Genomic DNA, 12,379 nt, shown 5'->3' with positions numbered 1-12,379 from the left:
TTCTATTTTCCATCACAGGGTATGGATACAGTAGGAAAAAAGCCGCATCATAAATCGTTCGTGGAGTGAAAAACATGGAAGCAAAGTCAATAGAAAATAGTATTAGATCCCAGGTCGTTCAAATATTTGAATATCTCCTTGCCGTCAAAAACATGAATGAAAAAGTGATCCGAAGTGTTAGGGATTACGAAGAGGTTTGGTGGCAAAAAGATTTTCCAAACGTGGAAGGCTGCTATTTGAATGGTACTGGTGTGAACCAGGAAGCATGGTTAGAGGTTCATAAGCAAGAAGTACCTCCTGCTCCTGCACTACCAACCGTTCTTTCTGGCTGGGTAATGAATTGGGATAACCCGGATAAGGAACCAGAGATAACTCGTACCAGATTGAATAAGACCTCAGATGGGGAAGAGAAAGAACTGTTAGAAGACAATCAGCAAAGGTTACTTGCACTGAAAGACTGGTTACAAAAGTGGCGTAATTGGGCACCTGATGCATCCATCAAGAAGAAAATACAAGCCCTTTACATGAGCTTTTTCAGTTTATATCAAAGATTTCAACGCGAAGGGGATACGATTGAATTAGCGTGGGGACATGGTACACTCCTCTGGAATGTCAATGGAGAGAACATCGAGAGACCCTTGCTTGTTACCAGACAGGAGTTAATTTTTGATGCCAAGAGAGGGATCTTTTCCTTGATTCCTACCAGTCGCGGAACATGGCTGGAAATAGATATGTTAAACAATTTGGATATCCCGCACATAAAACGCTTGCAAACGATGGAAAGGCAAGTAGAGGAGACAAATCTGGATCCGCTTGAGAAAGACTCCACCATTGTTTTTCTAAAGGAAATCGTTCATACCATTCATCCAGATGGGAAGTATGTTGAACGGGAGGAAAATGCCAAGAATTCCTCTATTCCAGTTATCATGTATAACCCTTGTATTTTTTTACGTAACAGCGGTGGGCGATTATGGCAGAATGAACTGACGCAAGCCATCGAAAAAATAAAAGAGGGTTATTCAGTTCCCGGAACCATCAAGTCTCTTGCCACTATTGATACGGATACAATGAAACAAGTCGATGAACTGGATGGGGAGTGGAAAAATGTCGGGGAAGATTTACTGTTCCCTTTACCTGCAAACCAAGAACAGAAACTGATTTCGCAACTTCTCGCTACAAATGATGGCGTTGTTGTACAAGGTCCTCCCGGAACAGGAAAAAGTCACACGATTGCCAATCTGATCAGTCATTTGCTTGCTCACGGAAAACGCATCCTGGTTACTAGTGAAAAGGAGCATGCTTTGAAGGTTCTGCGAGATAAGATTCCTGCAGAGATCCAGTCGCTTTGTGTAAGCCTTCTGGGTGGTGATTCCCGCTCCATAAAAGAAGTGGAGGACTCAATCAAAAATATTGCCGAGAACCTGGATAGCAAGCAGCCTGATCTATTACGGAAAAACATCGAACGTCTGGAATCGGAATTAAAGGAAGCGAGAAAAAACATCGCGAAGTACCAAACGTTTTTAAACCATGCAGCAGAACGTGAAAATCAAATCATTCAGATTGGTGATTTCCATGCAAACCCTATGGAATTAGCAAAATGGGTGAAAGAGAATGAAGTTCATTCATGGCTGCCAGATGCGATTGAGATCACGGATGAATGTCCTTTGGCCCTCGAAGAAATGGAGAATTTCTTCCAACTGGCAAATCGATTGAACCAAAGTGATATCGACCGATTACAGCTTTCCCGTCCAAAAGTAGCTGAATTGCCAACTTTAAAAGACTTCGAAGATTATGTAGAAGCTTTCAATTCCATTGATAAACAGTTGGCCGAGTCCACTAAATACCTGGATGGCTGGAACCTGCCGGATGTAATTCCGCCAGAACACAAGCATGTTCGAAGTGAAGTTACGCAACTGTTGGATAAGCGTGGAGGTTTTCAAGAGGAGTGGCAGCTTTCTATTCTTCGGGAACTGGAGACGAAAGAAAATAAGCGTTCCACTTGGAGAGAATTTGTCGAAGAAAACGAACAGAGACTAGCCAGATTACAAGATATTCATAAATCATTGCTTGAGTTTGAGCATGTCTTGCCAGCATCCTATCACCCAACTACTTTGCAGGAAGATTTAATGATCTTAAAAAATGAACTGCAGGGTAAAAAAGGTTTTAGCTGGATATTCAAGAATGTGACTGGGCGAAAGTATGTTTATATCCTTGATGGTTGTAAAGTAAATGGGTTGCCGATCAGACAAGTGGAAGATATTGATGTCCTTCTCAAGGTACTGGAAAGAGACGAGCTCAAGACAAAAATTTCGTTAAAATGGAATAGAACCATGGAAGAAATAGACGGGGAAAAGCTGGAAGCCGCTCATTCCAGGTTTGTATCCCATCTGGAAAACACGCTGGAGGAGTTATCCAGTTTACTGGCGTGGTTTGACAATGTTTCAACCTTGTTAAAACCGTATGCAGAACAATTTGGCTTTCCAATCCCAATGAAATGGACAGATAGTGGCTATCTTGAGAAGGTAAAGCTGGGACTGCAGGCTATCGACATTCAAGAGAGATGGAAGCATGCTAGTACAGTTTTTGCAAACTTGACAACATTATTAGATGCTGAGCGAACAAACACGCAAGCAGATTCTTCATGGGAGACATTGTACCGAGCTTGTGAACAGAAAGACGTAACCAGTTGGGTAGCAGAATATAAAGAAATCGTTCGCTTAGAGAGTCTGGAGATAAGCTTTCAGCAATTCCGTTCATTCAAGCAAAAACTGGAGAGCGTTGTTCCTCTATGGATCAATCAAATCATATCGGAAAAACGAACTGGGAAAACAGTGGCATTGCCTCCTGACTGGGAACTGGCTTGGAGATGGAGCAAAGCGAATCGTTGGCTGAATGATTTGCATGCTATGAACAATGTGGATGAATTGCAAGAGGTGATTGACCGAGAGAAGAAGGTAGAATCACGGATTATTAAAGATTTGGTTGCTGAATCTACGTGGCTCGCTCAATTGGAGAGAACGACAGATGAGCAAAAAAGAAGTTTGCACGCATGGGTCAAAGCCATTCAAAAAATAGGTAAGGGTACAGGCAAATATGTGGACGTGTACCGAAAAGAAGCTAGCAAAGAAATGAAAGTTTGTAAAGGTGCTATTCCTGTATGGATTATGCCTATTCAAAAAGTGATCGAGAATCTCCAGCTTTCCAATGAGATGTTTGATGTTGTCATTGTAGACGAAAGCTCACAGAGTAACCTGTTTTCGCTGTCAGCTTTGTTAAGAGGGAAGAAAGCAGTTATCGTGGGTGATGACAATCAAATCAGCCCGGAATCAGTCGGAACAGATCTGTCTGAGATTCACAAGCTTATTCAAAGACATTTAAGCAGCATTCCAAACTCTCAATCTTTTGAGATTACAACAAGTCTTTACGATATCACGAATCAAGTATTTTCAGGAAAAGTCGTGTTAAAAGAACATTTCCGATGTGTTCCGGAGATTATTCAATTTAGCAATGATCTGATGTATGGCGGCAAGATTGATCCGCTTCGCTTGCCTTTGTCTCATGAAAGATTCAAGGAACCGGTAAAAGCTATACGTGTTGCAGAAGGGTATCGAGATGAAAATACGCGAAAAATCATCAATGTACCGGAAGCGGAAGCCATTGTAAACTACGTCAAAGAATTGATCCGCAATGATCGTTATGACGGAAAATCAATTGGAATTATCTCGCTGCAAGCACAGGATCAAGCAAAGTACCTTGAAAATTTGCTGAGAGAAAAAATTGGGGAAGAGGAAATGATCTCACGCAGATTGATCTGTGGGGATGCCTATTCTTTTCAAGGTGATGAGCGAGACGTGATCATTCTCTCTATGGTTGCAGCTCCCAATGTAGGGATCGGAGCTTTGGTCAAGCGGTCCGATTACCAGCGATTTAACGTTGCTGCGAGCCGTGCCAGAGACCAAATGATCCTATTTCATTCAGTTGATTTGAACCATTTGAATCCGCAATGTGCCCGATTCCGACTTCTTCAGTACTGCCTCCACCCACACCGAGTGAATCTGGAAGTGGAACATGCAAAGGATTTGCTAGAGTCACCATTTGAAGAGGACGTCTATCGCTTGATCGCAGCAAGAGGATATAGGGTGATCCCTCAAGTGAAAGTTGGCAGCGTAAATAAGCGAATTGATCTTGTCATCGAGGGGATGAGTAATCGACTAGCTGTTGAGTGTGATGGGGATAAATGGCATGGGCTGGATAAGTGGGAAGATGACCTTGAGCGTCAACGTATTTTGGAGAGAGTCGGATGGAATTTCTGGCGAATCAGGGGCAGTGTCTTTTACCGAGATCCTGAGAAAGCTATGGCATCGTTGTGGAGAAGGCTCGATGAGATGGGAATTATGCCGAAAACGTACTCCCAAGTCGTTTTCGAAGAACAGATACAAGTTGAGAAAGTTGATAAGACAGATGCTATCGTCCAACTGGTACAGACTCTACAGCAGGTTAAGGAAGTTAGGTTTTATCCGCAGAGAACGACTGAAAATCTTGCTGTGACGGAAGAAATAGAGGATCTCAATCATTCTGAACTGGAGGGGCCTTTTATTGAAGCTATTGAGGAAGGCAATCTTTCATTGGTTCAAATTCTGCTACGAGAAGGGTGTAATCCGAATAGCAAGAATGGTTCCGGTGAACCTGTCCTGAGTATAGCCATTGAGTATGGATATTTTGAGATTGCACTTGAGTTAATGAAGAAGGGTGCCAACGCTAATATTGTCAATCAATACGGTACACCAATTCTGTTGAGTGTTATTGAATATGGCGAGGAAGAGCTGGTTGGACATCTACTTGCGAACGGAGCCGATCCGAACCTGACAGATAAATATGGTCAAACTCCATTAATGGAAGCACTTGATTACGATAACTATGAGATTGCAAGGCTTCTTCTTCAGCATAGAGCAGACCCTAACAAACGGGCAAAATATTCAACACCGATTGAATATGCAGTTCAGCAAAATGATGCAGATCTCTTAAAACTATTGTTGGATCATGGAGCAACTGTTCATGAAGAGAATGCATCTATCCTCATTGATGCTGTGGAAGAAGAAGATATTGACATGGTTAAAGTTATCTTGGAGTCAAAAGGGAACCCGAATGGGAAGGATACTTATGGAAATACTGCCTTACATCTAGCTGTCGAAAGAGACAACGAAGAAATCGTGAGAGCATTACTTCAAGCAGGAGCTAATCCAAATATGACGGATAATTACGAGAAAACCCCACTTGGTGTTGCCATTGACTATGCGTCAGAAGAATTGGTTAAGATTTTATTGAAGCACGGGGCAAACCCTAATCTAAAATCGTCGAACGAGTATCTCTTGATCAATGCCATTGAGGAAGAGAAGGAAGAGGTAATCAAAGATTTGCTTGCTCATAAAGCTAATCCCAATGTAACGGATAACTACGGGAATCCTGCACTTGAACTAGCCATTGAAAGAGGGAATATGGATATCACCAAAGAACTACTTGCGTCCAACATTGAGCTCAACTTGAAAAACAAATACGGAAAAACAGCGTTGTGTGTAGCGGTGGAAAATGAAGAGAGAGAATTCGCACGGATGCTCCTGAAAAAAGGCGCAGACCCCAATGTAGGTGAAAGCAGTACAGACTACTATCCGTTGCGATTTGCTTTAGACAATGGTGATACCAGTCTAATCAACCTATTATTGGATCACGGTGCAAAACATTATCTAATTAATTCCTATCATTGGATGGATCATGAGCATCTGTTAAAGAAAAGAGGACTGAAGTCGTAGAATTAGTATAAAGGCCCTGTCGTTTTACTACGACAGAGCCTTTTTTCTTAGTATAGTGAAATCTATTTTAGCGTTTCGCCTTAAACAGGCGTCCGCGGGGTGGATGAAAACAAGCCCGTTGACAAAGGAGGGGGTTGTCACGGGCTTTGCTTTTGGGTAGCTGGCTTTATAACAGTAGTGGAAGCAATATCCTGAGGGTAGTACATCGATTTATATTCTTCAAAACTTTTATAGGCGTCTTTGATCGCCGCAATAATCGCTCTTTTTCCGGTACCAAAGTATCGACGTTCGATTAATGAAACGGGTTCATCTATACCATGTTTAAGAATGTTGTGACCAATCAGCATGGAGCAGATAAAATCATTTCCTGATTTTCTAACGAGGGTCGACTCGGCAGCAACGATCTCTCCTGTCAAGAAGTCAACCATCAGTCCAATTCCAAGTACGCCATAAACTTCTTTGGCTGTCATGCCCTCCGGCAACCGGGCATATCCTGCACACGCAATGATGGAACTATTCTTGTAATCCATGCGTTATCCCCCCCTGTTTTTCGCTGAGACTTATCATTAGGATAACCGAGTTAAAAAGGAAAATGCAATAATCAAAACAATAAAAATAATCGAAATCGTATTTACAAAAAATGAAACCTGTATTATTCTTGTACTAAATTAATATGAACTGCACTGTCGTCCATGTAAGGCAGCACCTTGCAAAAACCGATGACAGATTCACAGCTTTTTTAAAAAGAGCGGAATCTGTTGTCGGTTTTTTTATTTTCTAAAAAACAGGAGGAATTGTTCATGGAAGGTAAAAAGCGACTGGAACACTTGAGAAATGTGATGGAGGAGAAACAACTTGCAGCCATTGTGATTACCGACCCGTACAATCAGCATTACATTAGTGGTTTTAAGGCGGTGATTTATTCCCGTCCCATCTATTATCTCGTTACTCGCCAAGAAACAGTGTTGGTTGTACCAGGTCTAGAGGAAGAGCACGCTCGTGCCAAATCGGTGGTAGATCGCATCTGTGTGTACTACGAGCATCCGGAAAAAGCAGGTGAAGGGATAGATCCTATTCGTACGCTTCTCCAATACCTTCAATCACTCGACATGAGAGGAAAAATAGGTGTTGAGTTTCCATCTATGTCGATCACGCTTGGGAGGGCTTTAAAACAAGCCGATTGGGAACTGATCGATATCTCGGAGGCGATTATGGCTCAACGTGCAGTAAAAAATGAAAGAGAATTGAAGACCATTCGGAAAGCGGGGCATTTAGCCAGTTTGGCGCTGCGAGCATCCTTGGAGGCGGCGCGAGTGGGGATTACGGAGCTTGCGATTGACCATATTGGAAACATAGCTGTACTGGAAGAAGTCTCAAAAACAGATCCTGACGCGGTGGTCACGCTTGACGTTATTAGTCCCTCTGGCATTGAAAGGTCGCTACTCCCACATGTATTCTCTACTACCAAAAAAGTAGAAAAGGGCGACATCATCATTCACAGCAGACAACTCTCGCTGAATGGATACAAAGCAGAGTCCGAAAGAACCTTCTTTGTAGGAGAGCCCACCGAACGGCAGAAAGCAGCGTTTGAAGTAATGGTTTCTGCACAGCAAGCTGCGTTGGATTCGATTAAGGCAGGGATTCCGATGAAAGAAGTAGATAAGGCAGCCCGTTCTGTGATCCAGAAGGCGGGGTTCGGAGAATATGCCATTCATCGCAGCGGTCACAGCATTGGGTTGGCGGTACATGAACCGCCGTATCTACGGTTTGATGAGAATGCCCCTCTGTTGGAAGGAATGGTATTTACGATTGAACCCGGCTTTTACGTACCGGGGATCGGCGGCTTCCGCCATTCGGACACAATCATCGTGACAAAAGAAGGTTATGAGATGGTAACGAATTATCCGTCCTTATTACATGATCTAATCTTGTAAACATCTCTTCAACTTGGAAAGGAGAGAACATCGTGAGATTAAAAGACAAGGTGGCGTTTATCACTGGAGCGGGTTCAGGTATCGGCAAGAGTATCGCAATCTTGTTCGCCCGTGAAGGAGCCAAAGTCATCGTAAATGACATTTCTAACCATCTAGGAATGGAAACGGTAGATGAAATTCAACGGAACGGTGGACAGGCTGTGTTTATCCAGGCTGATGTCACCGATGCTGTTCAAGTCGAGAATGCCGTCCGTCAGGCAATCGACCATTATGAACGTATCGAAGTATTGGTGAACAATGCCGGCATTTTGGCGGTGGGAGCCCTTCACGAAACGAGTGAAGAATTGTGGGATCGTGTAGTTTCTGTGAATCTCAAGGGAGTTTTTTTAGCAAGCAAGTATGTAGTACCACACATGATGGCGCGTGAGCAGGGAGTCATCATCAACATGTCGTCGATCATCGCGGAGATGGGGCTGAGCAACCGGGCAGCCTACTCCGCGTCCAAAGGAGCGGTGCTGGCTTTGACTAAGTCCATGCAGGTGGATTATGCCCCGTTCAACATTCGGGTGAATGTACTTTTGCCAGGAATCACACTGACGCCGGCGGCTGAAGCCCATTTCAATTCAATCTTTGCTGACTTGGATGAAGCTTTTGACAGCTTCAAGCAGCTTCAGCAGAGTCCCAAATGGGGGCGACCCGAGGATGTAGCATTGGCAGCCTTGTTCCTTGCTTCGGACGAATCCAGCTTCATGATGGGGGCACCGCTTTACATTGATGGAGGGCTCGCTTTTGGGAAAACAATGGCATAAGCCAAATACTTGAGGCAAGAAGAAAGGTGGTTTCTATGCGAGTAGCGACTGATATCGGAGGTACGTTTACAGATCTGGTTTATCTCGACCAAAACGGAAAAATTGGGCATGCCAAAAGCGATACGACTCCTCCACATTTTGAAAAAGGCGTTTTAGATGTTTTGGAAAAGAGTGGGGTATCTTACGAAGAAGTTGACAGCTTTATTCATGGTTCGACGGTGATCATCAACGCGCTCACAGAGCGAAAGGGAGTAAAGACCGGCTTGATTACGACAAAAGGATTTCGGGATGTCCTTGAAATCGCCAGAGGTAACCGACCCGATCTTTTTAATATCCGCTACCAGAAGCCTGTCCCGTTTGTCCCGCGTTACTTGCGGATGGAGATAGACGAACGTATCAATTACAAAGGAGAAGTCATAAGGGAGCTTTCATCTGAAAACGTAAAGGCGGCTGTGGAGCAGCTGAGAAAGGAAGGGGTCGAAGCAATTGCTGTCTCGTTCCTGCATGCATACGCGAACCCTGAACACGAGAAGGCGGCAGTCGCCATCATCCGGGAAATATGGCCTGAAGTAGCGGTTACCGCCTCGCACGAAGTGACGAAAGAATGGAGAGAGTATGAACGGACCAGCACAACGGTTCTAAACTCGTACGTGAAACCAATTGCTGCAACCTATATCGATAAACTGGATAAGCAGCTAAACGGGATCGGCATGCGAGCCAACCAGTATATCATGCAGTCCAACTCAGGTACTACCACATTTGCACAGGCAAAGGATACACCTATTCATATGGTTGAATCAGGGCCTGTCGCTGGTATCTTTGGCGCCGCAATTTTGGGAAAAATGCTGGGAGAAGAAAACATCATCGCTTTTGATATCGGCGGTACGACCGCCAAATGTTCCCTGGTCGAAAGCGGCGAGGTGAAAGTGACCACGGACTACAAGATCGAGCACGATGAACGTAATGCCGGATATCCGATCAAGGTTCCAGTGGTGGACATCGTGGAAATTGGCAACGGCGGGGGATCGATCGCCTGGATAGATGAAGCGGGTTCGATGAAAGTAGGTCCCCAGTCGGCCGGAGCCATGCCTGGGCCAGTAGCGTATGGACGGGGCGGAATGAATCCAACGACGACGGACGCCAATTTGGTGACCGGGCGGCTATCGCCGAAGAATTTTCAAAATGACTTCGATATGTTGGCAGTAAGGTCAGCCATTCAGGAAAAACTATCCAAACAATTAGATGTTTCCGTTGAGGAAGCGTCGCTAGGGATCATTCGTATTGCCAATTCTAATATGTTGAATGCACTTAAACTGGTTTCTGTTCGGAAAGGGTACGATCCCCGTGAATTTTCTCTGGTTGCATTCGGAGGAGGCGGGCCCATGCATGCCTTGGCGTTGGCAAGGGAATTGGGCGTGAAAAAGGTGATCATCCCTGTTGCATCGTCTGTCTTTTCTGCGTGGGGGATGTTGATGACGGACCTGCGTCACGATACTATTCAAACATTTATCCGCCGCATGAATGAGCTGCATCTGGACGATTGGAACAACCAATGGACCAGTATGGAGAAAGAAGCGAGGGGACAGTACGAACAGGAGGGAATCGAAGCCGATAAGGTGGTATTTGCCCGGTTTGTCGATATGCGCTATGTGGGCCAGGAACACACGGTAAAAGTCCCGGTTCCGAGCGGTGTGCTCGACCAAGATCAAGCAGAGGAAGTCATTCGTCGTTTTCACTTCCTGCATGAACAGCATTACAGCTACCAATTGGCAAATGCTCCGACGGAAATCGTTAATCTACACCTGACTGCATTGGGAGCCGTACAAAAGCCGGAAATCGCCAAGTTAACTCGAACCGGGAACGATACACAAAAATCCTTGAAGGAAATTCGTCCTGTCTTGTATGAAGGATTCGGTTGGCTCGATACAAAGGTATACGACCGTGAAGAGCTGAGTGCGGGCAGCGTCATCCAAGGGCCTGCGATTGTAGAAGAGAGCTCATCATCCACTGTCATGTACCCTGGCCAGACTCTGACTGTGGACGAATATGGAAATCTGATCATCAATACGGGGGTGTGAGCTGCATGTTTGACATGAAGACTAATGCGGATCGGTTTACGGTAGAAATCGTCAAAGATTCGTTGGTAGCGATTGGTGAAGAAATGTTTCACACTTTGTCCCGGACATCGATGAGTCCCATTATCTATGAAGTACGAGACTTTGCCTGCGGACTGACCGATGCGAAAGGACAAATCCTTACGCAAGGAAACGGATTAACCGCGTTTATTGGCATGCTGAGCTATATGGTGAAAGGGGTGTTGGAAAAGTTCGGTGAAGAGGGGCTGAGGCCGGGCGACATCATCATTGTCAACGATCCCTACGGTGGCGGCGGTTCGCACTTGTCGGACGTGGGGTTGGTGATGCCGATTTACTACGATGGCGAACTGATTGGCTTTTCCTGCAACAAGGCGCATTGGACAGAAGTTGGCGGGAAAGATCCTGGCTCCTGGACGACGGATTCCACTGAGATTTTCCAGGAAGGACTGCAATTCCCTTGCGTCAAGCTGTTCAATGAGGGACGGGTAAACGAAGCGCTGGTCGATATGATCCGATCCAACGTACGATTCCCCGACCTCTCCATAGGTGACATGTGGTCTCAGGTGGCCGCCTTGCGAACGGGGGAAAAGCGATTCTGTGAGCTTTGCGACAAATACGGGAAACAGGTGGTGATGGGTTCCATTGAGCACCTTTTGAAACACGGTGAGCAGCTCTCCCGCAAGGCAATCAATAAACTTCCCAAGGGTACCTTTGAAGCTCACGGTTTCATCGATAATGATGGCATGGGGACAGGACCTATTCACGTTCAAGTGAAAGTCACGATTACAGATGAAGAGTTTATCTGTGATTTCCGGGGAAGCCACCCTCAAGTGAAGGGACCGATTAACTGCTCATATACGACCTTGGTTTCGGCAGTGCGAACGGTATTTTTGGCTGTAACCAATCCTTCGCAGGACGTCAACGATGGTGTATTCAGTCCGTTGAAAGTAATTACAGACAAGCGTTCCATCTTTTCTGCCGAACGTCCGGCTGCCGTCTCGACCTATTTCGAAACGCAAATGTTTGGAGCTGATTTAGTGTGGAAAGCATTGGCCCCGGTTGTTCCTCACCGCTTGACTGCAGGAAATCTGGTTTCTGCCTGCTGTGTCATTTTGTCGGGCACTCACCACGATACCAACGAGCCATTTCTGATTGTGGAGCCATCAGCAGGTGGCTGGGGGGCAGGCGAAGGGCTGGATGGTATGCCGGGACAGTTTTGCATCGGTGATGGCGAGACTTACAATGTGCCCGTAGAAATTGCCGAGACGAGGTACGGTGTGATGGTGGAAGAATACAGTCTTCGTGCCGATGGAGCCGGAGCGGGTGAATTCCGCGGTGGTTCCGGTGTAGTAAGAGCGTATCGAGCAATGAGCGATGGGCAGATGCTAACGGCTTCTTTCGAGCGGCACAACTTCCTGCCTTGGGGCTATAACGGTGGTATGGACGGTTCACGAAATGAATTTATCATTGAAAAGGCAAACGGAGAAGTTGCCGGGCCGTTTGGCAAGTATGCACGTTTTCCATTAAATAAAGGGGATGTTGTCCGGTTGATTACGGCTACAGGAGGAGGTTATGGTGATCCACTTGATCGTCCTTTGGACAAAGTAGTACAGGATGTAATAAATGGCTATATCAGCCTCAAGCAGGCAGCAGAGATTTATGGGGTTATTTTGGACCCGGTAACATTTGATGTGAAAGAAACGGTACCACAGAGGCAGAAATAATCAAAACAA

6 protein-coding genes are annotated in these 12,379 nt (G+C 45.3%); 5 read left to right on the top strand and 1 reads right to left on the bottom strand.

Annotated features, from left to right (window positions below):
- Positions 1 to 74: 74 nt before the first annotated feature.
- Complete coding sequence (locus ACIFQN_RS16225; RefSeq protein WP_429834068.1) at positions 75 to 5,807, top strand: ankyrin repeat domain-containing protein; 5,733 nt, start codon at positions 75 to 77, stop codon at positions 5,805 to 5,807.
- 137 nt (positions 5,808 to 5,944) lie between these two features.
- On the opposite strand, the gene ACIFQN_RS16220 is transcribed toward ACIFQN_RS16225, so the two are convergent.
- Positions 5,945 to 6,337, bottom strand: a complete 393-nt coding sequence (locus ACIFQN_RS16220) for a DUF3870 domain-containing protein (RefSeq protein WP_429834067.1) — start codon at positions 6,335 to 6,337, stop codon at positions 5,945 to 5,947.
- A gap of 270 nt (positions 6,338 to 6,607) precedes the next feature.
- Here ACIFQN_RS16220 and ACIFQN_RS16215 point away from each other — a divergent pair, with 270 nt between their 5' ends.
- From ACIFQN_RS16215 to ACIFQN_RS16200, 4 genes are read left to right on the top strand one after another with little or no spacing between them, the layout of a single operon-like run.
- Positions 6,608 to 7,741 carry a M24 family metallopeptidase gene (locus tag ACIFQN_RS16215; protein WP_429834066.1) on the top strand — a complete coding sequence of 378 codons (1,134 nt, stop codon included), beginning with the start codon at positions 6,608 to 6,610 and terminating at the stop codon, positions 7,739 to 7,741.
- A 32-nt stretch (positions 7,742 to 7,773) separates the two neighbouring features.
- Positions 7,774 to 8,550, top strand: coding sequence for an SDR family NAD(P)-dependent oxidoreductase (locus tag ACIFQN_RS16210; RefSeq protein WP_429834065.1), 777 nt, complete (start codon positions 7,774 to 7,776; stop codon positions 8,548 to 8,550).
- Positions 8,551 to 8,585: 35 nt separating this feature from the next.
- Positions 8,586 to 10,628: a hydantoinase/oxoprolinase family protein gene (locus ACIFQN_RS16205; RefSeq protein WP_429834064.1), complete on the top strand. Its 2,043-nt coding sequence runs from the start codon at positions 8,586 to 8,588 to the stop codon at positions 10,626 to 10,628.
- Positions 10,629 to 10,633: 5 nt separating this feature from the next.
- Positions 10,634 to 12,370: a hydantoinase B/oxoprolinase family protein gene (locus tag ACIFQN_RS16200; RefSeq protein ID WP_429834063.1), complete on the top strand. Its 1,737-nt coding sequence runs from the start codon at positions 10,634 to 10,636 to the stop codon at positions 12,368 to 12,370.
- Positions 12,371 to 12,379 lie beyond the last annotated feature (9 nt).

The sequence above is a fragment of the Brevibacillus sp. NRS-1366 genome, from assembly GCF_050467985.1.
The sequence above is the reverse complement of the archived record's forward strand: the minus strand, read 5'-3'. Positions and strand labels throughout refer to the sequence as shown.

Bases quoted from the DNA above. Each gene is read 5' to 3' on its own strand.
- ACIFQN_RS16225 (WP_429834068.1), top strand. From the start codon at position 75: ATGGAAGCAAAGTCAATAGAAAATAGTATTAGATCCCAGGTCGTTCAA.
- ACIFQN_RS16220 (WP_429834067.1), bottom strand. From the start codon at position 6,337: ATGGATTACAAGAATAGTTCCATCATTGCGTGTGCAGGATATGCCCGG.
- ACIFQN_RS16215 (WP_429834066.1), top strand. From the start codon at position 6,608: ATGGAAGGTAAAAAGCGACTGGAACACTTGAGAAATGTGATGGAGGAG.
- ACIFQN_RS16205 (WP_429834064.1), top strand. From the start codon at position 8,586: ATGCGAGTAGCGACTGATATCGGAGGTACGTTTACAGATCTGGTTTAT.
- ACIFQN_RS16200 (WP_429834063.1), top strand. From the start codon at position 10,634: ATGTTTGACATGAAGACTAATGCGGATCGGTTTACGGTAGAAATCGTC.